This is a genomic window from Paraburkholderia sp. BL10I2N1 (assembly GCF_004361815.1).
GTDB lineage: Bacteria > Pseudomonadota > Gammaproteobacteria > Burkholderiales > Burkholderiaceae > Paraburkholderia.
The window spans coordinates 2,992,114-3,017,709 of record NZ_SNWA01000002.1 but is presented as its reverse complement, the minus strand read 5'-3'; the positions used below and the strand labels follow the sequence as shown (position 1 = coordinate 3,017,709).

The following is a 25,596-nucleotide window of genomic DNA, read 5'->3' as shown; positions in this document are numbered from 1 at the left end:
CCGGTCGTCTCTCGAGGGGGATGGAACGCCTGCCAGCTGGCGTTGCAGGCGACCTCAAGTGTACAAAGAAACGTCCGGCAATGTCCCGTTGAGCGCGTAGCGGCCGACGTCGCGCAATCGGTAGTCGAGAGGGTCGTGCAGCGTGTGGACGCGCGCGGTGCGCGAGGATTTTCGCCTTGGACGTCGCGAGCGCGACCTGCGCACTTTCTTTGGCGCTGAGCCAGTCCTGCCGGCGTACGTGGTTCGGGCCGTGCGAGCGACGACCGGCAAAACGACTGCTGCTTTCAATGCATTGAAACGGCGACAGGCTGGACGAACCGTCCAGCCTGTCGCTTTACCGCATAACGCGAGGCAAGGTCTATTGCTTCGCGACCTGCTGCGTCCCGTTTGCTGCCTGGTCGGAGTTCGCGTCAGGCTTCACGTCGCCCCAACCGCCGCCAAGCGCGCGAATCAGGTTGACCGTCGACACCGCCTGCGTGCCCGCAAGATGGCTCGCCTGCAGTTGCGACAGCAGCACCTGCCGCTCGCCGTCGATCACGTCGAGATAGCTCACCTGCCCTTCCTGATACTGGGTGCGCGACAGATGCGCCGCGCGCTCCGACGCGTTCACCGCATCGTTCTGCTCACGCATCTGGTCGTCGAGCAGCCGCAGGTCGGCCAGATTGTCCTCGACTTCGCGGAACGCCACGAGCACCTGCTGACGATACTGCGCGACATCTTCGTCATACTTCGCGCGCGCCTGATCGAGCCCGGCCTGACGACGGCCACCATCGAAAATCGGCACGGTCAGCGCCGTGCCTGCAAACGGCCCGAGCAGGAACGCACGGCTCGACCACATGAAGAGGTCGCCGAGCGTCGCCGACTCAAACCCGAACGCGCCGGTGATATCGAGCTTCGGGAAGAACGCCGACTTCGCAAGACCGACGCGCGCATTCGCCGCCGCCATCGCACGCTCGGCTGCCGCGATATCGGGCCGGCGTTCGAGCAGCGCGGACGGCAATCCAGCAGGCACACGCGCCGTCACGAGTGCAAGCGGCGTTTCGGGGAACGAGAAGTCCGCCGGCGCCTTGCCGAGCAGAATCGCAAGGCTATGCTCGGATGCCGCCCGCTGCCGCGCGACACCCACTGCATCGGCACGGGCGCTCGCCAGTTCGTTCTTCGACCGCGATACGTCGAGTTCGCTGATATCGCCTTCCTTGAAGCGCTGCTGGACGAGCTTCAGCGTATCCTCGCGCAGCGCCACCGTGCGACGGTACAGATCCTGATCCGTGTCGAGCTCGCGCAGCTGGAAGTAGTTCTGCGCCACATCCGCCTGCAAGGCAAGCTGCACCGAGCGGAACAGCGCCTCGCTTTGTTGCGCATCGGCGCGTGCTGCGTTGACGTTCGAACTGACGCGACCGAACAGGTCCGCCTCGTACGCGACGGTGCCCTGCGCGCGCCAGAGCGTCTGCGTCGGCACATCCGCGTTCTGCGGCAGGCCCTGCGATGCCGGCGAGAGACGCTCACGCGTCGGCCCGAACCCCGCATCGATCGATGGGAACCACGCCGCCCTCGCGGACTGCTGCAACGCGCGCGACTGCTGCACGCGCGCCGCTGCTGCCTTCAGGTCCTGGTTGGCCGCCGCAGCCTGCTTCTCCAGATCGTTGAGCGTCGCGTCGCCGAACACCGTCCACCATTCGCCGCGGTGCGCGTCGTCGGCGGGCTGCGCCGGCATCCACGTCCCCGCATCCTTCGCGTCGATGACCGGCGCTTCCTTGAACGCCGCCGGTACGGGTGCATCGGGACGTTTGTAGGTCGGCTCGACCGAGCAGGCCGCCAGCAACATGAACAACAGCCCGCTTGCTGCCGCGCGGCCCCACCCGCGCATGGATTCAAACCGTTTCATTTCTTTTTCTCCCTCAGGCGTCCGCCGCCGGCATGCCGCCGCCGGTGTAGTGCGGCGCATCTTTTTGTGCCACATGTATCGTTCCGCCTGCCAGCGTGCGCAGCACGACGTAGAAGACCGGCGTCAACATCAGGCCGAACAGCGTGACGCCCAGCATCCCGAAGAACACTGCGATGCCCATCGCGTGACGCATTTCCGAACCGGCACCCGACGACAGCACCAGCGGCACCACACCCATGATGAAGGCGATCGACGTCATCAGGATTGGACGCAACCGCATGCGGCTTGCCTCGATCGCGGCGGACAGCGGCGTGTGGCCATCGTGTTCCAGTTCACGGGCGAACTCGACGATCAGGATCGCGTTCTTCGAGGCCAGCCCCACCAGCACCATCAGGCCGATCTGCGTGAAGATGTTGTTGTCGCCCTGCGTGAGCCACACGCCGGTCAGCGCGGACAGCACGCTCATCGGCACGATCAGGATCACCGCCAGCGGCAGCGTCAGGCTTTCATACAGCGCGGCCAGCACGAGGAACACGAGCAGCACGCTGATCGGGAACACCCACAAGCCGGCGTTGCCTGCGAGGATCTGCTGGTACGTGAGGTCGGTCCATTCGAACTTGACGCCGCGCGGCAAGGTTTCCGCCGCGATACGTTCGGCCGCAGCCTGTGCCTGACCCGACGAGTAGCCCGGTGCCGGACCGCCGTTGATGTCGGCCGCCGTGTAGCCGTTGTAGCGCACCACCATTTCCGGGCCGTACGTCGGCGTGACCGTGACGAGCGACGACAGCGGCACCATTTCACCGGCGGCATTGCGCGTCTTCAGTTGCATGATGTCGTCCGCGCGTTGACGGAACGGCGCGTCAGCCTGCACCCGCACCTGATACACGCGGCCAAAGCGGTTGAAGTCGTTCACGTACTGCGAGCCGAGATAGATCTGCATCGTGTCGAACACATCCGTCACTGGCACGCCGAGCTGTTTCGCCTTCACGCGGTCCAGGTCGACGTTCAGTTGCGGCACGTTGATCTGGTAGCTCGAGAAGGTCGGGCCGAGTTCAGGCGCGGCCGAGGCGCGTTTGATGAACGCTTCGGTTGCCTTGTTCAGTTCCGCGTACCCGAGCGCGCCGTGATCCTCAAGCTGGAGCTTGAACCCTCCGAGCGTGCCGAGGCCCAGCACCGGCGGCGGCGGGAACACCGCGACGAACGAGTCCTTGATGGCGCCGTACTTCTGGTTCAATGCCCCCGCGATAGCGCCTGCGGAGAGTGCCTTGCTGCCGCGCTCAGCGAACGGCTTGAGCGTGACGAACACGATGCCCGCGCTGGAACTGTTCGTGAAGCCGTTCACCGACAGCCCCGGGAACGCAACCGCGCTCTCGACCCCTGGCTGCTTCAGCGCGATGTCGCTCATATCGCGGATCACATTTTCGGTGCGATCGAGCGACGCGCCGTTCGGCAACTGGGCAAACGCGATCAGATACTCCTTGTCCTGCGCGGGCACGAAGCCGCCAGGCACGATGTGCGACACGAACGCCGTCGCACCGAGCAGCACCGCATAGACCACGAGCATCGCGCCCTTGCGGCCCAGCACGCCCTTCACACCGCGACCATAAGCTTCAGAACCGCGATGGAACACCTTGTTGAAGCCCCTGAAGAAGGGGCCGAGCACGCGATTCATCACACGCGTCAACCAGTCTTCCTTCTCGCCATGGCCGCGCAGCAGCATCGCCGACAGGGCAGGCGAAAGCGTCAGCGAGTTGAATGCCGAAATCACCGTCGAGATCGCGATGGTCATCGCGAACTGCTTGTAGAACTGGCCCGTGAGACCGCTCATGAACGCGAGCGGAACGAACACGGCGACCAGCGTCAGCGCGATCGCGATGATCGGCCCGCTTACCTCCTGCATCGCCTTGTAGGTTGCATCGCGCGCACTGAGCCCGCTTTCGATGTTCCGCTCGACGTTTTCGACGACCACAATGGCATCGTCGACCACGATCCCGATCGCCAGCACCATTCCGAACAGCGACAGCGCGTTGATCGAGAAACCGAACGCGAGCAGCAGCGAGAACGTCCCGACAATCGACACCGGCACCGCAATCAGCGGGATGATCGACGCACGCCACGTCTGCAGGAACACGATCACCACGATCACGACGAGCGCGATCGCTTCGAGCAGCGTATGCACCACCGCCTCGATACTCGAGCGCACGAACTGCGTCGGGTCATAAACGATCTTGTAGTCGACGCCCGCCGGCATGTCCTCATGCAGTTCCTTCATCTGCTTGCGGACTTCGTCGGAGATCGCGAGCGAGTTCGCTCCCGGAGCCTGGTTGATCGCGAGCGCGACCGCCGGCTTGTTGTCGAGCAGCGAACGCAGTCCGTATTCCGAAGCGGCAAGCTCGATGCGTCCAAGGTCGCGCAGGTACGTGACGCCGCCATCCGGCGCGGTCTTGACGATGATGTCGCCGAATTCGCTTTCGGTCGTCAGACGCCCGCGCGCATTCACCGACAACTGCAGCGGCGTGCCCGGCACGGAAGGCGAGGCGCCGACCTGGCCGGCCGCAACCTGGATGTTCTGCTCGCGGATCGCGTTGACGACCTCGGTCGCGGTCAGGTTGCGCTGCGCCACCTTTTGCGGATCGAGCCACACGCGCATCGCATAGTCACCCGCACCCCACAGCTGCACCTGGCCCACGCCCTGGATCCGCTCGAGACGGTCCTTCACGTTCAGGAGCGCGTAGTTGCGCAGGTACGTCATGTCGTACTGGTTGTTCGGCGAGATCAGGTGGACCACCATCGTCAGCGTCGGCGAACTCTTGATCGTGGTCACGCCAAGACGCTGCACGTCTTCCGGCAGGCGCGGCAGCGCCTGGTTCACGCGGTTCTGCACCAGTTGCGTCGCGAGGTCGGGATTGGTGCCAAGCTTGAACGTGACCGTCAGCGTCAGATTGCCGTCGCTATTGGCCTGCGACTGCATGTACAGCATGTTTTCGACGCCGTTGATCTGCTCTTCGAGCGGCGAAGCCACTGCTTCTGCGATCACCTTCGGATTGGCGCCCGGATACTGCGCGTGCACGACGACCGATGGCGGCACGACTTCCGGGTATTCGGAGATCGGCAACTGGAAGAGCGAGATCACGCCCGCCAGCAGGATCAGGACCGATAGCACACCCGCGAAGATGGGCCGGTCGATGAAAAACTTTGATATGTTCATTGGAGGCTCTTGAGATGTGAGCGCTTGCGCGGAGCGAAGACGTCAAGTGCGCGAAACATCGTCTGCATGACGGGGTTCACGAGCTCTTCGCTGCTGCTTTCGCGCGCGCCGGCGTCTGCGTCTGGGCGAGCGGTGCGCCGTTCGGGTTGCTGTCGCCGGTCATCGGCACCATGTGCGCGCGGACTTCCGCACCTGGACGCACACGCTGCGTACCGTTGACGACAATGCGATCGCCTGGTTTCAGACCGTCCGCGACGACGCGCAGATTGCCCTGTTGACCACCGACCTGCACTTCGCGATAAGCGACATGGTTGTCCTTGTCGACCACGAACACGAACTTCTTGTCCTGGTCCGTGCCGATAGCCGCGTCATCGATCAGAAGCGCCGGATGCGGCGCGCTGCCGCCGACCTTGATGCGCGCATAGAGACCCGGCACGAGCGCGCCGTCCTCGTTGTCGAAGCGCGCCCGCACGCGGATCGTGCCCGACGACGTGTCGAGCCGGTTGTCCACCGAGTCGATCCAGCCGCTGCGCGAATAGCCGCTTTCGTTGGCAAGGCCGAGGTCGACCGGCACCTTCCGACCATCCTTGGCGCGGCCGATGTACTGGAGATACGTCTGCTCATCGGCGTCGAACGATGCGTAGATCGGCGACACGGACACGAGCGTCGTCAACGGCGCCGCACTCGCGCCCGCCGACACCACGTTGCCCACCGTGAATTCCGCGCGCGATACGCGGCCCGACACCGGCGCTACGATCTTCGTGTAGCCGAGGTTGATCTTCGCGGTTTCCAGCGCCGCCTGCGCGGCCTTCTGGTTGGCGCTCGCTTCGCGGGCCGCATTCTGCTTCTCGTCGTAGTCGCGCTTGGCGATCGCGTTATCGCCGATCAGGCGTTGCGCGCGCTCCCAGTCGCTTTGCGTGTAGCCCATCCGCGCCTGCGCGGCCGCCAGCTGCGCGTCGGCGCGATCGACTTCCGCCGCATACGGGCGCGGGTCGATCACGAACAGCGTATCGCCCTTCTTCACCAGCGCGCCGTCCTTGAAGTTGACCGACACGATCGTGCCCGACACCTGCGGACGAATGTCGACCTTCTCCACCGCTTCGAGCCGGCCCGAATAGGTTTGCCAGTCGGTGATCGTCTTTTCGATGACGGTCGCGACATCCACTTCAGGCACGACAGTCGGCGCCGACTGCGCCGGCGCACGTGCATCCACCCGGATCGCGCCGAGCGTACCCAGCCCGGCAAGCACGATGACGGTGACCACCGCGATCGTTAGACGTGAACGAGAAAGAGGAAACATGGACATGACAGACTCCCGGATTCGTTGGTTAAAGTTGGTTTTTTGAAGTCGACTAGCGTTGAGTGCGTGCGGCAAAGCGGGACTGGAAAAACCGGACGGCCTCCTCCAGCGCCGCCGTGTGTCCCGCGAGCGCCGAGTGCGACACGCTCGGATAGCGGACGACCTGCGTCGGCACGCCGGCATCGATCAGGCTGCTGGCATATTTCTCCGCCTCGACGTGCAGCACATCGTTTTGCGCGGTGATGATGAGCGTCGCCGGCAGACCCGCGAGCCGCGCCGATTCCAGCGGTGCGGCGTACGGGTGTATCCGTTGCGAGGCCTTCGGCAGGTACGCGCGATAGCAGGCCGCGCACTCGCTTGCAGTAATGTCCGAGCCGAGACGTTTCTCGTCGCCGAGCCTTGTCAGGCTTGGGTCGAGCATCGGGCCGAAGAGCGCCTGCGCGTCGATCCGCACGTCGGCGCGATCGCGGGCGATGAACGCCAGACAGTTCGCGAGCTGGCCGCCCGCATCATGGCCGGCGACACCGATCCGCTTCGTGTTGCCACCGAAGGCCCGCGCCCGCGTCTGAACCCAGAGCGCGGCGCGATGCGCGTCTTCCGGCGCGGCCGGAAACGGAAACTGCGGCGCGAGCGAATAGCCGACCGACACGACGAGCGCCGGTAAGTGTTCTGCAAAATAACGCGCGGCCGGATCGGCTTCGTCGACCGAACCGCGCACGAAACCGCCGCCGTGGAAATAAAGCAGTACCGGCAGTGCGGTTTTATTCGGCCGTCGATAGAGGCGCAGCGTGATGTCCTGCGCATATCCTTCAATCTCCACATCCGACACGGCAAGCGTCGCCACAGCCTGTGCGGGCGCGCCATCGGCGGCGATGAAGGGGTATGACGGCTTGAAAGCATCCATAGGGGCCAGCGCAATGCGCGTAAAACTCGAATGGTGCCAATTGTGGGTTCGGCAGACTCGCAAATAAATGCCTATAATCCGGCAACACAATTCGGCGCCCCTGAACAATCGATCGGCTTATTCGGTTGAGCGATTCCAGTCCAGCAGCGCCAGCCCCTATCCGGAGGTTTGCCATGGATCGGCTTCAGGCCATGCAGGTGTTCACACGGGTTGTCGATACCAACAGCTTCACGCGCGCGGCGGAAACGCTCGACATGCCGCGGGCGTCCGTCACCACGATCATCCAGAATCTCGAAGCGTTTCTCGGCGTGCGGCTCATGCACCGCACGACGCGGCGTCTGTCGCTCACACCCGACGGCGCGGCGTATTACGAGCGTTGCGTGCGCATCCTCGCGGATGTCGAGGAAACCGAGGCCAGCTTCCAGCTCGGCAACCGGAAGCCGCACGGTAAGCTGCGCATCGACATGCCCGGCTCGATCGGACGGCTGCTCGTCATTCCGTCCCTGTGCGAATTCCACACGCGCTATCCGGACATCGATCTGCAACTCGGCTTGACTGACCGGCCAGTCGACCTGCTGCAGGAAGGGGTCGACTGCGTGGTGCGGGTTGGCGCGCTACAGGATTCGTCGCTGGTCGCGCGACGCATCGGATTGTTCGAGGCCGTGTCGTGCGCGGCACCGGAGTATCTGGAGAAACACGGCACCCCGAAGACGATCGAAGACCTCGAGAATCACCGGGCCGTGAATTATTTCTCGAGCCGCACCGGCCGCGTCATCGACTGGGCGTTCAAGGTCGACGACAAGGAAATCGAGGTGAAGATGAAGGGCCTCATCTCGGTGAACGATGCGGATGCCTACTTGACGTGCGGCGTCGAGGGTTTCGGCTTGATCCAGCCGCCGGTTTTCATGGCGCTGCCGCTTCTTCGGTCAGGCCAGCTGGTTGAAGTGTTGCCCGACCTGAGGCCGCTACCGATGCCCATTTCGGTGGTCTATCCGCATAGCCGGCATCTGTCGTCGAAGGTGCGGGCGTTTGTCGACTGGATCGCGGAAGTATTCGATCGCTGCCCGCTTCTGAGCGGCCGGGGCAGCCTCGACAAGACCTGCACGAAGCGCACTTTCGAAGAGCGCGAATCCGCGCCTGCGCTCGATACGCCGGTCGACTCCGAGTGGGTCGCCTGATTCGCATGGTGTGTGGCAATCGCGGCCTCTGCCGCGATTGTTCTGGAATCGCGACAATTCATTTCGCGAAACCCGGATTTATCCCAACCCCTCCGAAGCCTACATTTCACCCTGTCGCAGCGCTGATGACAGCGCCTCAAACGAATCGACAGGAGTGAATCATGAAGCGCAATCTCGTTGCAGGTCTTGTTCTGTCGCTGCTCGCAAGCGCTCCGGCCTTTGCCGGCGGCGGTGGCGGCATCGGCCATGCCGGCACGTACAACGATCAGTGGTGGGCAGGTTCGAGCACGAAAACCCGTGCGGAAGTCCGCGCTGAAGTTGCTGATTCGTACCGTCAAGGCACGCTGCCTTCGCTGAACAAGACCAGCTATCCCGAGCAAGGCCTCATCGGCCGCACGCAGGCCGAACGCCTGGCTGTCCAGGCTGGCGGCGACACGACGCGCGTAGCCGGCTCGGTACAACAGGCCGCCCAGTAACGAGGACGCCGCGCGACCTCGTTGCAGGATCACGCGGCACTCTCTGAAACTGCACTGCGTCGGTGGCTGGATGCAATGCCGTTCAGGCAATGACTTTCGTGGAGTAAATCATGAGCAATGCCAATCCTTCGGAACTCGATCACTGGAATTCCGACACGCCCGTATGGGTGCCGTTTCGGCCGGCGCAACACTAAGCTGACGCGACGATTCAACGGCGCGGCACACCGCTGCGCCATTCGTCCCAGTGCGTGACGATGTCCTGCACGAGTGGATTGCCGGCACGATACAGATTGTCGATGGCCGGCGCGAAACCGCCTTGTGCCTGGTAGTTCAGCAGGTTATCAACACTCGACTGCCCGTTATGCGGACGGTCGAAATCCGAGCCTGCGCGCAATACGGCAATGCGGTTCAGGTCGACGCGATGCGCGGCTGCCGCGCGCTTTAAGGCCTCGTAGGTCGCGTTGTCTTCCTGCTGCGTCGTGCAATAGACACCTTTGCCGTCGGTCACGATTTTCGTCCATTCACGCGCCCGGTCGCCGAGTGCCTTGCCGGACCACCATGTGTCGCCTGCCAGCGTGTCGCACTGGATAACGGTGGGCGGCTGGTTCGCTGGCGCGTAGCGGTATTTCGCGCGAGCGGCTTGCGCCTGCGGATTGTCGGAGAGCGTCAGATTGCGCGACAGCGCGTAGGCCGCATCGGCAAGCTGCGGATTGAGCTGGAAGACCTCGGTTCGATAGTCGAGCGGCGGCATCTCCGTCGGGCTTTTTGTGTTGATGCCAAGGTAGCCCGAGCGCCATTTCGAAGGCTTCTCCCGCGCGTCGATTTCCCACTGGATGCCGAAGTCCACCAGATATTTTGCCCACGCTGCCGAGCCGATCGTGCCGCGCAGCGGGTCGATACCGGCGATGCCGGCGACCATGAAGTACGTGTCGCGCAGATCGAAACGCGGTGAGAATGCGAGCGCCATGATCGATGCGGCCGCGTTCGTATGGCCCATGCCGGTTGTGACAACACAGACGTCCTGGTTGTTGCAGTGGACTGCCGGGTAGTCGGGTGAGAGACCCGCGACCGGGATGTCCTGCCACGGGCCGAGGTGGTCGAGCCATACCTGGCCCTCGGGTGCGAACATCGAGACGATCATCACTTTGACGTGACGCGCGTGTGGCGCGGTTTCGCCGGTTTGGGCGAAGGCATCGGCGCTCTGGGCACCCGGCTGTGATGCTGTCATGGCTGCGCATCCTGCCAGCGACAAAGCTGTCAGCGCCGTTAAGGTTCGGGTCAACATCCGGTTTGTCCTTTCCTTTTTTGTCTGCGTTGCTGGTGTTTGCGCTCTATTGCGATACGCCCTGTTCTTCTATCGCGGTCGATGGTGAGTATAGGTTGTGATGGGCGTTTTTTGTTTCTCCCGCTGTGTTGGCGGAGGTGCTTGCCGTCGGGGTAGTTTCGCGCTCGAGCGCTCGTTGCTTCCACCGTCAGGAATGTGGAACGATGAATCTGGGTGCGCGAGCAAAAAGTGCGGCAAGTCGTTACCGAGGCTGGCGGGACTGCCGTGAGGCTCCTGAAGGAGCCATCTCCCATGTGAGCGGTAAACCCTATTTCCAGAAAAAAAACCTGTCGACTGCGAAGGAATATGCTAGAAAATAACAATCGTTCGGGGTACCAGATCTTGTTTGTGGCTTTCAAAAATCTTAATTGGCCGCGAGGTGGATCATGAGAATAGAGACGCTTTCAGGGGTAAAGCTGTCGGCGGTGGCACTGGCGCTATCGCTACAATTTAACCCCGCGTGGGCTGGCGTCCCTGAAGCCATGGATAGCAGCGACGATGTGCCGGCTGGCTCGCTCAGTCCGGACGAGTATCAGGTCAATGCAGACGGCATGAAGGAAGATCCGAACGCGAAGATGTCCGACGTGGCCCGGGCTTATCGCAACGGCTACATCAACCGCGGCAAGCAGGATCAGGCGGATTACAACGCCATGATTGACTCGCACAACCACGGTCAACGGCAACCCGCGAAGCAGCAGGTTGCCCGGGTGGATGTCCCTCCGCTGCCGCCGGGTGTTCCGGACGACGACAACCCGAACTACACGACAGTCCCGCCGCGACCGCAACCCCAAGCCCAGCCCCAACCGCGCCCGTACGTGCAACGTCAGGTACCGCAGCCGCAATACAGGCAGGTGTACCAGCAGCCGCAGTATGCGCCCGCGGCGCCGATGCAGTATCAGCAGGCGCCCGAATTTGTGCAGGCACCCACATTCGATGATGATAGCCAGCCGATGTACGTGCAACAGGCGTACGCACCACCGCCTCCGCCCCCTGTCCAGTACATTCCTGTCTACACCCAGCCCCAGTACGTGGAGGCGCCCGTGGTCCAGACAGTCGTCGCTCAACCCGTTCCGTATCAGGTTTACAGCCCCTACTGGGGCGCACCACGCGTGTATGCCTATCGTGCACCGATGGTGAGCTATCGCATGTGGCGGTGAGCGAATCGGGAATTCGATGACCGGGCGTCCGGCTATCCACGTCACGTCAAAGGTTCGACGGCAAGACGGCGAACAGTCATCGATAATTTCTGCATCGTTATCCTAATAGATTATTCCTGGATCTGCGTTGCCTGTCCAATCTCAAAGGCACTGCGTTCTAGCGGACAGTACACGCCGGGCAGACGTGCCGCGAAAAGATTGAACAAACAATTCGTGCTGCACTGGTGCGCGAGAGCATCAAACGTGGTCCCGGACTTCAAGGCCCCGAGCACGGCTTTCGCGGTCGCGTCGTCCGCTTCCGTGATGGTGCGCGGCTTATATTCTTCCTTGCCGAGCGAGGCGACGATAGCGTCGTAGCGCGCCTTGACCTCAGTGCCGGTCACCTGCTCCGGATAAACGTTGTCCCTCAGGCGTCATCGTGGCGGTCATGCTCCGCTTCCACATAGACCGCGATCGCCTCGCGGGATCAATCATCGTATGTTAGAAGGGGCACATAAGTCTGCGGAATGCCGGAATAGTATTCGCTGGTACGCAGGAATCTGCGCGCGCTCGATGGAATTGGGGGCCGGTAATGCAAGAATTGGGTTGCGAGCTCATCAGTCGTGCGGAACTGCCCACATTGCCCGCCGCTGACATCAACAGATTGGCCCAGACACTAGACACGTCCGGCGTTGCGGTTCTGCGCGATGTCATTCCAGCAGCGATGCTCGACAAGGCACGGGACTACATCAAGTGCCAATTGCACCAGCGCGACAACCAGTACTTCGGACTGACTGGTCGCGAGTGGATCGTTGCGAGCCCGCTCGCTGAACTGGCCCGCTCGTCCGCGTTCCATGACATCCTCGCCTCATTGTGGGAACACGCGATGCGGCGTGCAGCCCCAGACGTCGAGGTCACCTCGTCTCTCCGGGTGCTGGCCGGAACAATCGGTCTCAAGCACTCCGGTCTTTTTCATTACGATTCGTACGTCGTAACGGCGCTCGTGCCGCTCATCATTCCAGACGGCGCAGACGAACCGCGTGGTGATCTCATCCTGTACCCGAACCTGCGTCGCGTGCGCCGTCACGCGATAGTCAACGTTCTCGAGAAGGCGGTGGTCGAGAACGCTTTGTGCCGTGCGATCTGGCGCCTGCCGCTTGTTCAGCGCTGGCTGTCCGCGCGCGCCATTCCGATGCAGCCGGGGAACATCTATTTCTTCTGGGGCATGCGATCGTTGCATGCCAACCGGCCTTGCCTGCCTGAAAGCGTGCGCTGCACCGCGCTGTTTCATTTCGGAGACCCGCACGCCGCCAGCGTGCTCAAACGATTCAGCGCAAGACATCATCAGGCGAGGCTCAAGAACCTGAACCGGGCCCCACGCACTCGTGCTCCGCACTGATCCTGTGAAGCGGGTCCAGCTGCCAACAGGCTTCTTTCATCGACGCAGGAAGGTGCGGTCAGTGAACTCGACATGCAATGAAACCCGAACCCGCGTGAATCTCACCCCACCACGATTCGCGGCGCGCCGTCACGCATCTCGCCAATCACCGTCGCACGATCGAAGTCATCGGCATGGAACAGTGCCAGCACCTCGTCGACCGTATCGGGCGCGCAAGCAACCAGCAAACCGCCGGACGTCTGCGGATCGGTCAGCAACGGACGTGCGATTTCCGGTAAGCCGTGACCGAGCGACACGCTCTCGCCATACGAAGCCCAGTTGCGTCCCGAAGCGCCCGTGAAGACACCCGCCGACGCAAACGCCTCCACACCCGCGAGCCATGGCAGATCCGCATAGCGCAGGTGCGCGCTCAAGCCCGCCCCGCGGGCCAGTTCCAGCGTATGACCGAGCAGGCCGAAGCCCGTCACGTCGGTCAACGCATGCACGCCCGGCAGCGCGGCGAGGCCCGTGCCGGGACGGTTGAGCTTCGTCGTCGTGGCGATCATCGCGGCGTAGCCGGCCTCGTCCAGCTGGTCTTTCTTCAGCGCCGCCGACAGCACACCGACGCCCAGCGGCTTGCCGAGCACGAGCACATCACCGGCACGCGCCGCCGCGTTGCGCTTCACGCGCTGCGGATGCACGACGCCCAGCGCTGCAAGGCCGTAGATCGGTTCGACGGAATCGATCGAATGGCCGCCCGCAACCGGGATGCCGGCCTGCGTGCACACGTCTTCGCCGCCGCGCAGCACCGCCGCGATCACGTCGTGCGGCAGTACGTTGATCGGCATGCCCACCAGCGCCAGCGCGAGGATCGGCTTGCCGCCCATCGCGTACACGTCGGACAGTGCATTGGTCGCGGCAATCCGGCCGAAATCGTAGGGATCGTCGACGATCGGCATGAAGAAATCGGTGGTCGCGACAATGGCCTGCTCGTCGTTCAGGCGATAGACGGCCGCGTCGTCGGCGGTCTCGCTGCCGACCAGTAGATCGGGAAACGCAGGTAACGGCACGCTGCGCTTCAGCAAATCGGACAGCACGCCAGGCGCTATCTTGCAGCCGCACCCACCGCCATGCGAGAGGCTCGTAAGACGCGGAACTGCGGTGCTCGATGAGGTGTTTTGAGTCATGGCTGGTTAAAGGGCAAAAAAACGGTGGGGCAAAACCCGGTGGGCCAAAATTCAGTGCGAAATGGCGTCAGCCCGTATTATGGGCAATCCGCGCGCGATGCGTACAGTCAGCGCGCAACACCGCGTCGCGCCGATGCTGTTATACATCGGCGCGAACCTGCGTGAAACTTCGCCCGCTCCCGTTACGCCCGCTCCAGCACCGCCATTTCCCGCACGATCACAAGCAGCATCGACAGGCTCGCGCCGCCAGTCGCGCGCAGGTCGGCGAAGAGGCGCGCGAATCGCTCCAGCGACGCCTTGCGCTTCGCCTCCCATATCTCGACGAGGGTCTGCGGCAAGTCGTGCGCGGATGCGTGCGCGAGCGCACTGGTCGTAAGCGCCCGCTTGAGCCGCGCCAGTTCCGCAAGCGAAGCCGCGCGCGCCAGCATGTCCCAGTGCGTGGGCGTCGGCAACGCCATGGCGCGCTCGGCGATCCAGCCATAGTTGAGCCGCGTACCCAGTGCGAAGTACACACCGGCAACGAGTTCCAGGCTCGTATTGGATGCGGCCGATACTTCGGCGATGTCAAGCAGCGCAGCCGAGATATCGCCGCCTGCGACCCGCATCGCCAGTTCGCTATCGACACCGGCTTCCACCAGCTCGCGCTGCCGTGCCGACAGCGCCTCCATATCGGCCTCAGGCAGGAGTTGTGGCAACTGCGGCGTCAGGCGCTCGACCGCATCGCGGCACCGCTCGAGCAACTCCACCACACCACCGTCGTGCACCGCACCGGACTCGAACTGCCGGATGAACCACAACGCTGCGCGCTCCAGCAGACGGGTCACATCGACAAACATGCGCGCCTGCACATCGTCGGCGACGCGATTGTCGAGCGCATCGATCTTGCGCCATACGTCGTCGAGCTCGAACACATCACGCGCCATGACGCACGCGCGCACGATCTCGCCAGGCTGCGCATCGGTCTCCTCCATCAGCCGATGCACGAACGCGCAACCGACACGATTGACGAGCGCATTGGTCAGATAGGTCGCCAGGATTTCGCGTTTCAACGGATGGTGCTTCATCGGCGCGCTGAACCGGTTCTGCAGGGGCTTCGGAAAATACTCGACCAGCATGCCGGCGACGAGCGGATCTTCCGGCATATCGGATTCGAGCAGCGCGTCGTACAGCCACATCTTGCTGTAGGCCAGCAACACCGCACGCTCCGGCGTCGTGAGACCCTGTCTGGCGGCCTGGCGTTCGGCTACTTCTTCATCGGTCGGCAAAAACTCGATCACGCGATTCAGGCGCCCGGCGCGTTCGAGCCAACGCATCAACCGTGCTTCCGGATCGAGCATCTCGACCCCGTAGCGCCCTGCGATCGAAAGTGCCTGCGTCTGGTAGTAGTTGTCCTGCAGCACGAGCAGGCCGACTTCGTCGGTCATCTCCGCGAGCAGCGCGTTGCGCTGCTTTTCGGTCATTTCGCCGTCCGCCACGACGAGACCAAGCAGTATCTTGATGTTGACCTCGTGATCCGAACAGTCGACGCCCGCGGAATTGTCGATCGCATCGGTATTGATACGGCCCCCGCGCTGCGCGAACTCGATGCGCCCGTATTGCGTGAGCCCGAGGTTACCGCCCTCGGCGACCACCTTGCAGCGCAGATCCGCGCCGTTCACGCGCACCGCGTCGTTAGCCTTGTCGCCCACCTGCGCGTGCGTCTCGTGATTCGCCTTCACGTAAGTGCCAATGCCGCCGTTGTAGAGCAGATCGACCGGCGCCATCAGGATCGCGCGTATGAGTTCGTTCGGCGCGAGCGCGGCTGCATTGATACCGAGTGCCGTCTGCACGGCTGGCGAAAGTGGGATCGTCTTCGCCGTACGCGGAAACACACCGCCGCCCGCCGAGATCAACGACGTATCGTAGTCGGCCCAGCTCGAACGCTCCAGCGCAAAAATCCGGCCGCGTTCGACAATGCTCGTCGCCGGATTGGGTGTGGGATCGAGAAAGATATGCCGATGATCGAACGCGGCGACTAGGCAGATATGCGGCGACAGCAGCATGCCGTTACCGAACACGTCGCCCGACATGTCGCCGACACCGACCACCGTGAAATTCATCGTCTGTGTATCGACGCCCATCTCACGGAAATGCCGCTTCACCGACTCCCATGCGCCACGCGCGGTAATGGCCATTTTCTTGTGGTCGTAGCCCACCGAGCCACCGGAGGCGAACGCATCGTCGAGCCAGAAACCATACTCTTGCGAAATCGCGTTGGCGTAGTCGGAAAATGTGGCCGTGCCCTTATCGGCGGCGACGACCAGATACGGATCGTCCGGATCGTGGCGCACGACTTCCGGCGGCGGCACGATCGCGCCGCCCACGCGGTTGTCGGTCACATCGAGCAGGCCGCGCAGAAAGGTCTGATAGCACGCGACGCCTTCCCGCAGCCACAGGTCGCGATCGGAAGGTGGCGGCGGATTTTTCACGACAAAGCCGCCTTTCGAGCCGACCGGCACGATGACGACGTTCTTCACCATCTGCGCCTTCATCAGGCCGAGCACCTCAGTGCGGAAATCCTCGCGACGATCCGACCAGCGCAAGCCGCCGCGTGCAACACGTCCGCCGCGCAGATGCACCCCTTCGACGCGCGGCGAATACACCCAGATCTCGAACATCGGCTTCGGTTCGGGCAGCCCCGGCACCTCCGCCGGATCGAACTTGAACGACAGATACGGTTTCGGGTGACCATGCACATCGTGCCGGTAATAGTTGGTCCGCTGGGTCGCATTGATCACGCCCAGAAACTGGCGAAGAATCCGGTCTTCATCGAGATTCGGGACCTGGTCGAGCGCGCTGCCGATCGCTTTCAGCAACTCCTCTACCCGCGCCTCACGCGTCTCGCCCAGCACCGGATCGAAGCGTGTCACGAACAGTTCGACCAGCCGCTTTGCGATCTCCGGATTGCCCGTCAACGCCCGCTCGATGTAAGCGTCGCTGAAGGTCGACCCTACCTGACGCAGATATTTTGCATACGCGCGCAGGATCGTCACCTGGCGTGCGTCGAGTTGCGCGCGCAGCACGAGACGGTTGAAGTCGTCGTTTTCGATTTCACCCGTCCAGACCTGCTCGAACGCGTCTTCGAACAGATCCTTCACGTGCTCGATATCGAATTCGACATCGTCGGCCAGCTCCAGCCCAAAATCGTGAATCCATGCGGGCGTCACACCCGGCGCTTCGATCAGATACGGCCGCTCTTCGTCGACCCGCACACCCAGATGTTCGAGCATCGGCAGGCTGCGCGACAAGGCAATCGGCTCGCCCGCGCGATAGACCTTGAAACGGAATGCGCGCGGCCCCGCCTCGATCGGGCGATACAGATTCATCGCGAGCCGTTCGGTGCCCTGCAGGCGTTCGATCAGGTCGATATCGCGCACCGCCGTGCGTGCGGGATAGTCGTCGCGATAGCCCGCCGGAAAGGAATCGGCATAGCGTTGCAGCAAAGCGTTGCCCTGCTCCTCGCCAAACGTTTCAAGCAGCGCGTCGGCCAGATCGTCCTGCCAGCGGCGCGTAACCTGCACGAGCCGCGCTTCGAGCTCGCGCGTGTCGACGTCCGGCATCGCGCCAGGCTCGGCGCGGACCACAAAATGAATCCGCGCGAGCGCCGACTCCGACAACAGCGGCGTGAACTCGACACTCGTCCCATTGAACGCGCTCATCAGCAGCTTCGCGATGCGGCGGCGCAGATCGGTGTTGTACTTCTCGCGTGGCACGAAGGTGAGGCAAGACACGAACCGGCCGAAGCGGTCGCGCCGCACGAAAAGGCGCGTGCGCTGATGTTCCTGAAGACGCAGGACGCCGAGCGCGGCGTCGTACAGCTCTTCTTCGTCGGTCTGGAAGAGTTCGTCGCGCGGCCACGTCTCGAGTACCGTCACGAGCGATTTCGCGAGATGCCCCTTTGGCAGAAATCCCGCGCGTTTGACAATATTCGCGCACTTGCGGCGCATGATCGGAATATCCGCGGTTGATCCGAAATAGGCGGTCGACGTGTACAGTCCGATAAAGCGTCGTTCGCCGTTCACCTTGCCGTCCGGCCCCACCCGCTTCACGCCCACGTAGTCGAGATAGCCCGGCCGGTGCACGGTCGCGCGCGAATTCGCCTTGGTGATGAAGATGGGCGATGCTGCGCCGATAATGTCGGCGGCCGCGGCGGGCAACGGGGCGATCTCCGCCGCGCTTGCCGCACGCAGCGTTTCGCGCAGGATGCCAAGGCCGGTGCCGGGCACGCCACGCAGCCCGAAGCCGCCGTCGACCGGCACCAGATCGTAGTCGCGCTGACCAAGGAACGTGAAATGATCGGCCACCATCCATTCGACGAAAGCGCGCGCCTCGGCGCCATCGGCACCGCTTTCACGGGCCTTCATTTCCTTGACGGTGTCGCGCGCGATCTCGACGATCTTCGGCCAGTCTTCGACGGCCGCCCGCACATCGCCGAGCATCTTCGCGATGTCGCCGCGCAAGGCTTCGAGATTGGCAGCGTCGCCGCACCGGTCGACTTCGAAATGGATGAAGGAGGCCAGTTGCGAGTGTGGATCGGCGGCGTCCGTGGCACCCAGACCGACGCGCACGATGCTGCCATCGTTGCCGCGCCAGATCCGGAACACCGGGTGCACGACGGAATGCAACGCGAGCCCGAGCCGGTTGACGGCCATCGAGACCGAATCGACTAGAAACGGCATGTCGTCATTCACGATTTCGATGACTGTGTGATCCGAATGCCAGCCGTGCTGTTCGAGAATCGGGTTGTAGACCCGCAGCCGCTCGCTGCCTGGAACAAAGCGCTGGGCGGTCTGCCAGTGCGCCATGCCGGCGCCGTACAGGTCGGCGATGCTGCGGCTTTGCAGGTCGCTTGCATCGACAAAGTCATAGTAATGCAACAGAAACGGCTCGACGATCGCAAACGCCGGTTCAGGCAATCGCCCTCGCGCAAACTCGACGAGATCGTTAAGCAGATGGGCTACTGATTCTTCGTTCCTTGCTTGCATGATGTCCTCCACGGCGGGTGACTATCGATGGCATCGTCAGAAACGAATTATGCGCCCTTCGGGTGCAAAAGCACCGTGCATCCGCACATTGGTGCAGTGCCGTTTTCTCGTGTGCGGACGCGGCGCGTGAATGAGCAAACGGAGTATTCATCGATAAATCCATGTGCGAAATGGCAATCGCCGGACTCGCCCGACAGCCAGCCGACATGACGCGCACGTGACAGCACGCATATGTGGTCTGGCGCACAGAGTTTTTCTCAAGTCAAACCAGATGGAGTCCCAATCACTTTGAAAAATGGGTGTCTGGCTGTTGCGGAAATAACGCATCTCAGGGTTCAACTGATTAGCGTTAAGGCCATGCATGCGCTAGTCTTTTATGGTCCGCGTTGATGTGGATTGGCGGACCATAAGAACAGACTTTCCATGGAGTGCGGTCAATTCTTCCGCTCATCTCCATGTGCATGGCCAAGTACTCACCGTGCTGCCGGAACAAGGCACCCGTGATGAATTTTCGTCCAAGCTCAGAGCCCGACAACTGGACGTCATAGTCGCTAGCCCTGGCTCGCTGCCGAACCAAAACCGGGGTGGACCTGCAAGCCTTATCATGGAGACAGAACCATGAAGAGCGTGCCATACCGACGCATCGGTGTCATCAGCTACGCGGCGTTACTGCTGTTCAGCGCCGAAGGCCACGCACAGTCACTCGAGACGCAAGCCGAGCAGGCAAGGCAAGCCAGTCTGCCCAACCAGCCGAATCAGCCCGATCAGGCAAATCCGGCCGATCAGGCCACCCAGGCCACCCAGACGAATCAGCCCCCCCAGGCCAACCCGCCCAGCCAGGCTGACGTCAACGCATTGCGCGCAGAACTCAACCAGCGCATGAAGGAAATCGACGCCCTCAAGCGCAAGCTCGCCGACGAAGAGGCGGGCATCGCGCGGATCAGCCGTGCGCTGGATACCGGCAGGCTCGAAACGCAGCGAGCCACGGGCGGAGAAGATGCCAACGGACTGCCGGTCGGCGCGGCGGCAACAGGCGGAGCGACTGCAGCGGCGCAAGCCGTCACGGCAGACCAGGCCCAGAATGCGCAGAACGCCGGCAGCAACGCTCAACAACCCGCTGCGGGTGCAGAGAATCAACCGGTCGGCCAGGCGCCCGTGGCGGACACGCGCCCGCCTGCGGTCGCTCCGATCTTCGACCAGCCTGGCGTGCTTACGCCACGCCATACGCTCGTGGTCGAACCGTACTTCCAGTTTGCGTATTCGTCGGAAAATCAGCTCTCGCTCGTCGGGTACACAATCATCCCTGCGTTGCTGATCGGGCTTATCAATGTGAGCCAGGTCAAGACGACCACGCTGACAGGCGGCGTTGCCCTTCGCTACGGGATCACGAACCGGCTGGAGTTTGAAGTCCGCGTGCCGTACGTGTATCAGACCAACGATACCGTAGCCCGCGAGATCTTCACCGGTGCCGCTTCGAACAGCGTGATCAGCAGCAACGGCAACGGCATCGGCGATGTCGAAATGACGATGCGCTATCAGTTCAACCAGGGCGGCCCCGACAAGTTCTACTATGTCGGCTGGCTGCGCTTCAAGACCGCTACCGGCAAGAGTCCGTTCGACGTGACGACCGATTGCGTCACGAGGTGTATCGCCAATACGACCGGAACCGGCCTGCCGCTGCACCAGCCGACCGGCTCCGGGTTCCTCGCGATCCAGCCGGGTCTCACCTGGCTCTTCCCGACCGACCCGGTCGTGTTTTTCGGCAACTTCAGCTATCTGCACAGCTTCGGAAAAGACGAGAGTCTGACGCTCATAGACGGCGTGCATCAGGACCTCGGCAAGGTTCAACCGGGCGACATCTGGGGATTCAACATCGGGATGGGCCTTGCGCTGAACGAGAAGGCGTCGGTCAGTATCGGCTATGACATGAGCATCATCCAGCCGACCAGCCAGAACGGTGAGACCGTAACCGGCTCGGTGCGAACCATTCTTGGCACGTTACTGATTGGCTATTCATACCGGCTGACGCCGAAAACCACACTCAACTTCTCGATCGGCGCAGGTCTGACACGTGACACGCCAGACGTTACCCTTACGATGCGCGTGCCGATTGCCTTCTGAGCGGTCTCCAGGTTTCGCGATCCGCGCGGCTGGCATCCACCCCGATCTGTCTAGCGGGGGCGCACGGCGGCTGCCAGCGCGCTGTTCAGCGTCGTACCGATGTTCATTGCCTTGAACGCCGCGAGCGAATTAACGCTCGTGTTGATTGTCGTGAGGGCCTGGATCTGCTGGTTGCTCAACGTGTTCTGAATAACAGCTCCGGTCACCCCAGGCAACGCGCCCGGCTGCACGGTGTTGTTTAGCCCGTTCTGGACGAGCGCTCCGCTATTGGCGCTGGCCAGCATCTGCGCCTGCTGCGGGGTCATCTGGGCGACGTTCGGAATGTTGAAGCTCGTCGACGAAACGAGGTTGCCGTTGACGAAAGCGACGCGTGAAATGCCGAATGACACGACCAGACCCGACGGCAGGTCGAACCCGCCGCGCATGTTGTCCAGACGGGACTCGTCGACTGCTACGAGGTCGGCGGATGCCCAGGCGTCGGCATCGTCGTGCTTTTGCGCTGCGCGCGCAGGCTTGCCGTCGGTGGTCGCTTCGACCTTCTGACCGGTGGCTGCCGACGGCGCGCGTTGCGCCGACTGAACGGGCACATCCATGGAGACCTTCAGGTTCAGCGCCGCGGCACGTGCGAGCAGGCCGTCACTCGCTGACGGGGTAGCCGCGACTCCCATTGGGCGCACCACGTCCGGTTTGGCGTTTGCCATCGCTGGCATGGCAATCTTTGCGGGCGCGACCATCGGGCTCACCGTTTGTGCAACGTGAGGCGAGGCGCCAGGCGCCTCTCGCGCGACGTTCTTTGCCGACGCAACCACCTGCGTGTCCGGTCCGGGCACGGCGGCGCCCGGTGCAACACTTCCCGTGATGGGTGCGAGTCCCGCCGCAGACACCACTGGTATATCCGCCACACCCACGGCATCCGATGCGGTGCTTTCTGCGCGTGCGGCATGCTGTGCCGATGTAGCCTGCGCCTCAGCCACCTGAGCGGAAACCGGGACAGCGCTCATCACCGGGACGACAACCTTTACCGACACAGTCGGCATACGCGCGGCGTCCGGGACGGCATTCGTCGCCAGTGCAACGTCTTGTGCCGATACAGCTGGCACTTTCGGCACAAGAACGGAGTCAGGCACGGCACTCGTCACCGGCGCAACATCCTGTGTCGACGCAACCGGCATGTCCGGCATGCTCGCAAACTTCGGCACAGCACCCATCGCGGGCGCAACATCCTGTGTAGAAACAACCAGCACGTGCGGCACATGCACGGCATCAGACACAGCGCTCGTCACCGGAGCATCATTCTGTGCCGACGCGACCGACACATCCGGCACACGCACTGCATCAGGCACCGCACCCATTACCGGCGCGTCATCCTGTGCCGACGCGACCGACACATCCGGCGCACGCACCGCATAAGGCACCGCACCCATTACCGGCGCGTCATCCTGTGCCGATGCAACCGACACGTCCGGTACACGCACTGCATCAGGCAGAGCGCTCGTTACCGGCGCCACGTCCAGTGTCGACAGCACCGCCGTGCGTGCCGTGTACACGACGTCCGGCACAGCACTGCCCTGCGCAACCGGCGCTGCTTCCGGCACCGGGGCGACGCCTGCATCGTCCGCCTGCACGACTACATCAGGCGCATCGCCTGACGTCACCAGTGCAGTATCCTGCGCCACGCCATCCGTCATATTCGAAGCGGCGTCCAGCGCTGGATTGCGCATCGGTATGATCCGTCCCGTCGCGATGGTCGGCGATTCGCTGCTCGCCGCGCCCGCACCCAGGGACGACATGGCACCGCATACCATCGTGACGATGCTCGCGAGCTTTAGATGTTCGGGTCTCATCATCGCTCTCAGAATTCACCTGGGCCGAGTTTCGGAACCACCACACTGAACAGACCCTCGCGTGGAATGCCCGTATACAGCGGGGCGTCCGGCGCGACATGCCAGTCCCGCAGATCATTGAACCTCGACTGTTCATGTCGGTTGTGAATGACGAACAGCACGCGGTCTTGCCACTTCTCCTCGAAACTCTCCTTCGACATGGCATGCGTGCCGGTGGCGGGATCGCCTACCAGGACCCGCCCACCGCGTACCCCCTTGACGACGACGAAGTGGTGATAGCCATGTTCGACGATCAGCACGATCGCAGGCGTTTGGGTCTGCTCGAGTTTTTCCAGCGGAACCTCATAACCGTCAGCCTCGAAGCCTCGCGATGTCAGAAAATTGCGGATATCGAGCAGAGAGAAACCTTCCCTGCGAATCTTCTCCTGGTCGCCGTGCTCGAACATTTCGGCGAAGGCCTGCTGTTCGGTGACCGGAAAATCGTATTGATACGTCAGCAGCGTCGCCAACGCAGCCGAGCCGCAACTGAAGTCGTACTGCTGCCTGACGGTCCGCTTGAAGCGGGCTTCTTTCAGGCTCGTCACGTGCAACGCGTAGTACCCGCCAGAAGGATCGGCGATGTCGATCGGATCCGCGAGCGCGGCCGACATCAAGACCCCGCACGAGAGCGCGATGCACACAGCGACGGATTTCATCACTCAATCCCCAAAGTGCACGTTCAGGACAGTCGCATTCTGGATGAGCACGTTGGCGCCGGTATTCTGGATGACCGTCGGCAGACCGCTTGAACTCGCGAACGAGCCCCCGGTTATCGCGTTCGAGCCGGTTGAAACCTTGTAAGCCGTGTTGTCGGAGACCGTACCGGTCAAGTTGTTCTGGCCAACCAGCGCGTCACCGCCCCGATATGCGTCCAGTTGCTCGGAAGTCATTGCTACACCGAAGCCGTCCTGCTGAGCCGGTTGGGACGCCGTGGCACTGGAAGTCGTTGAGCGAGTGCCTGTTGTTGCAGTGGAAGTGGTCGCGGACGCGACGGACACAGACGTATCCGCGGATGCAGCCGGCCGGTCACCTGCCGCAGCGGCTTGCGCCGCCGGCTGGGGTGAAGACAACCCATCCGCCGCCTGCGCGGAGAAGGCAGCCATCGCCATCACGACCGGTAATACCAGCAGCGAAACGCTCTTTCGCGCTTGCATGGATGTCTCCCTGGCCTCTGTGCAGTCAGCGGCGACTGCACGAAGACCGGATATCTGTGACCTGTGCCGTGCGGGCTGCCCGCCGTGCACCGGCCACGTTGTCCACCTGACGTTGGGACGATTGCCGTGAGGCGTTTTGGATATACGCCCCACGGCAGATTCCCCCGCATTCACGCACAGCCGACTCTGACTCAATGTCCGACAGTCAGATTCGCCTGAACGGTGACAGCTTGTTGCGCGAAGGAAGCCATGCTACTGCTCTGGTTCATGACCGAGATGCCCGCTGCCGACTGAGCCGCCGCCGTCATGGTGTTAGACGCGTCGAACGTGCCGGCATTGACAGTGTTCGTGCCGCCTGCACCGCCCGCGCCGCCAACACCACCGTTGCCAACGCCGCCAGTCCCGGTCGCACCCGCTGCACCTGCAACACCTGCCGCACCTGCTGCACCTGCGCCTCCGGTCGCGCTGCCATTGGTGGCGGTCGACATCGCGCTGCCGTTGGTACCGCTGCCGCCGGTACCCGTGCCGCCCGCGCCGCCATTGCCAGCCGTGGCCGTCGCAGCGCCACCCGCACCGCCGGTGCCCGTACCTGCACCGCCCGATGCCGTGACCGCGCCGGTCGTGGCCGCACCTCCGGTAGCCGTGGCTACCCCGCCGGTGCCGCCGCCTGCGCCGCCAGCGCCACCCGCGCTGCCCGCGCCGCCCGCCGACGTCGAGGTTGCCGTGGAGTGACGGGCAGCACTTGCACCGCCACCGTCGCCGCCGCCTCCGCCGCTGCCGCCCTTGCCACCATTGCCGCTATCCTTACCGCCCAGGCCAACGGCCACACCGCCTGCGGCTACGCTCACGCCCAGGGCCGACCCGCCCTTGCCGTAGCCGCTGCCGCCCTGCGTGCCACCTGCACTCGCGGAGCCGCCCTTGCCGCCGTCGCCGCCATAGCCGATGCCAGCTGTGGCACTGCCGTTGGTGACGTCGCCGGCCTTCGCGCTGCCGTTCTTCGCGGTGCCACCATCGCCACCGCTGCCGCTATTGCCGCTATTGCCGCCATTGCCGCCGTAGGCAGCACCGCCATAGCCGTTGCCAGCCTTGCCGCCGCTGCCGCCTGCGGCACTGCCCCAGTTCTTGGCGACGTTGCCGATGCCTGTTACACCCACATAGGTGACCGAGCCTTCCAGCTTGCTCAGCGCGACAACCTTCGTGTGATTGAAGGAGTCCTGCGTGACCGAAGCATTAGAAGCCACCTCATTGGCATTGCTGCCGGTGGTTGTCGTTTGAGTCGAGGTCGCGGTACTGGTGAGACTGTTCGCTCCAGACGTTGACTTCTGATCGCACGACTTCTCGTTGTCACTACATGGATTGGCCATGGCGTATCCGCTGAAGCCCAGGGCCAGGGCTACAGCGGAGGCCATTAAAGTTCTTCGCATAACAGCCTCCTGTT

At 63.1% G+C, this 25,596-nt stretch carries 17 protein-coding genes and 1 pseudogene; 5 read left to right on the top strand and 13 right to left on the bottom strand.

The genetic code is table 11. The features are described 5' to 3' along the window. Positions 1 to 54: 54 nt before the first annotated feature. The 5 genes and pseudogenes from B0G77_RS35945 to B0G77_RS35925 form a co-directional block, all read right to left on the bottom strand. Positions 55 to 162, bottom strand: a pseudogene (locus tag B0G77_RS35945) (acyl-CoA dehydrogenase); the annotation flags it as partial. A 196-nt stretch (positions 163 to 358) separates the two neighbouring features. After that, the gene (locus B0G77_RS35940; protein WP_133666504.1) at positions 359 to 1,885 is read right to left on the bottom strand and encodes an efflux transporter outer membrane subunit; all 1,527 of its coding nucleotides are present in this window, start codon (positions 1,883 to 1,885) and stop codon (positions 359 to 361) included. A 13-nt stretch (positions 1,886 to 1,898) separates the two neighbouring features. Then, the gene (locus B0G77_RS35935; protein WP_133666503.1) at positions 1,899 to 5,093 is read right to left on the bottom strand and encodes an efflux RND transporter permease subunit; all 3,195 of its coding nucleotides are present in this window, start codon (positions 5,091 to 5,093) and stop codon (positions 1,899 to 1,901) included. Between the two features lie 76 nt (positions 5,094 to 5,169). Then, positions 5,170 to 6,399, bottom strand: a complete 1,230-nt coding sequence (locus B0G77_RS35930) for an efflux RND transporter periplasmic adaptor subunit (protein WP_133666502.1) — start codon at positions 6,397 to 6,399, stop codon at positions 5,170 to 5,172. A 46-nt stretch (positions 6,400 to 6,445) separates the two neighbouring features. Continuing rightward, the gene (locus tag B0G77_RS35925) at positions 6,446 to 7,297 is read right to left on the bottom strand and encodes an alpha/beta hydrolase (RefSeq protein WP_133667023.1); all 852 of its coding nucleotides are present in this window, start codon (positions 7,295 to 7,297) and stop codon (positions 6,446 to 6,448) included. A gap of 173 nt (positions 7,298 to 7,470) precedes the next feature. Between B0G77_RS35925 and B0G77_RS35920 the strand changes: the two genes are divergently transcribed. Continuing rightward, the gene (locus tag B0G77_RS35920; protein WP_133666501.1) at positions 7,471 to 8,475 is read left to right on the top strand and encodes a LysR family transcriptional regulator; all 1,005 of its coding nucleotides are present in this window, start codon (positions 7,471 to 7,473) and stop codon (positions 8,473 to 8,475) included. A 161-nt stretch (positions 8,476 to 8,636) separates the two neighbouring features. After that, entirely contained in the window at positions 8,637 to 8,951 is a 315-nt protein-coding gene (locus B0G77_RS35915) for a DUF4148 domain-containing protein (RefSeq protein WP_133666500.1), read from the top strand. A gap of 208 nt (positions 8,952 to 9,159) precedes the next feature. Here the strand turns inward: B0G77_RS35915 and B0G77_RS35910 are convergent, their stop codons facing one another. Further along, positions 9,160 to 10,236: a purine nucleoside permease gene (locus B0G77_RS35910; protein WP_133666499.1), complete on the bottom strand. Its 1,077-nt coding sequence runs from the start codon at positions 10,234 to 10,236 to the stop codon at positions 9,160 to 9,162. A gap of 425 nt (positions 10,237 to 10,661) precedes the next feature. On the opposite strand from B0G77_RS35910, the gene B0G77_RS35905 reads away from it, so the two are divergent. Continuing rightward, the gene (locus B0G77_RS35905) at positions 10,662 to 11,432 is read left to right on the top strand and encodes a hypothetical protein (protein ID WP_133666498.1); all 771 of its coding nucleotides are present in this window, start codon (positions 10,662 to 10,664) and stop codon (positions 11,430 to 11,432) included. Positions 11,433 to 11,542: 110 nt separating this feature from the next. On the opposite strand, the gene B0G77_RS35900 is transcribed toward B0G77_RS35905, so the two are convergent. Further along, entirely contained in the window at positions 11,543 to 11,815 is a 273-nt protein-coding gene (locus B0G77_RS35900) for a hypothetical protein (protein ID WP_133666497.1), read from the bottom strand. Positions 11,816 to 12,003: 188 nt separating this feature from the next. Here B0G77_RS35900 and B0G77_RS35895 point away from each other — a divergent pair, with 188 nt between their 5' ends. Then, the gene (locus B0G77_RS35895; protein ID WP_133666496.1) at positions 12,004 to 12,810 is read left to right on the top strand and encodes a hypothetical protein; all 807 of its coding nucleotides are present in this window, start codon (positions 12,004 to 12,006) and stop codon (positions 12,808 to 12,810) included. A 101-nt stretch (positions 12,811 to 12,911) separates the two neighbouring features. On the opposite strand, the gene selD is transcribed toward B0G77_RS35895, so the two are convergent. Then, positions 12,912 to 13,976, bottom strand: coding sequence for a selenide, water dikinase SelD (gene selD / locus B0G77_RS35890; RefSeq protein WP_133666495.1), 1,065 nt, complete (start codon positions 13,974 to 13,976; stop codon positions 12,912 to 12,914). Between the two features lie 182 nt (positions 13,977 to 14,158). Beyond that, positions 14,159 to 19,000, bottom strand: a complete 4,842-nt coding sequence (locus B0G77_RS35885) for an NAD-glutamate dehydrogenase (RefSeq protein WP_133666494.1) — start codon at positions 18,998 to 19,000, stop codon at positions 14,159 to 14,161. A gap of 618 nt (positions 19,001 to 19,618) precedes the next feature. On the opposite strand from B0G77_RS35885, the gene B0G77_RS35880 reads away from it, so the two are divergent. Further along, positions 19,619 to 21,121 (top strand): acetate kinase, encoded by a 1,503-nt coding sequence (locus B0G77_RS35880; protein ID WP_133666493.1) that lies wholly within the window; start codon positions 19,619 to 19,621, stop codon positions 21,119 to 21,121. A gap of 50 nt (positions 21,122 to 21,171) precedes the next feature. On the opposite strand, the gene B0G77_RS44900 is transcribed toward B0G77_RS35880, so the two are convergent. The 4 genes from B0G77_RS44900 to B0G77_RS35860 form a co-directional block, all read right to left on the bottom strand. Continuing rightward, entirely contained in the window at positions 21,172 to 22,965 is a 1,794-nt protein-coding gene (locus tag B0G77_RS44900) for a hypothetical protein (protein WP_243751351.1), read from the bottom strand. An 8-nt stretch (positions 22,966 to 22,973) separates the two neighbouring features. Continuing rightward, on the bottom strand, positions 22,974 to 23,660 hold the full coding sequence (locus B0G77_RS35870; RefSeq protein WP_133666492.1) for a C39 family peptidase: 687 nt from the start codon (positions 23,658 to 23,660) through the stop codon (positions 22,974 to 22,976). 3 nt (positions 23,661 to 23,663) lie between these two features. Continuing rightward, positions 23,664 to 24,158 carry a hypothetical protein gene (locus B0G77_RS35865; protein WP_133666491.1) on the bottom strand — a complete coding sequence of 165 codons (495 nt, stop codon included), beginning with the start codon at positions 24,156 to 24,158 and terminating at the stop codon, positions 23,664 to 23,666. A gap of 191 nt (positions 24,159 to 24,349) precedes the next feature. Beyond that, positions 24,350 to 25,582: a hypothetical protein gene (locus B0G77_RS35860; RefSeq protein ID WP_133666490.1), complete on the bottom strand. Its 1,233-nt coding sequence runs from the start codon at positions 25,580 to 25,582 to the stop codon at positions 24,350 to 24,352. Positions 25,583 to 25,596: the final 14 nt, after the last annotated feature.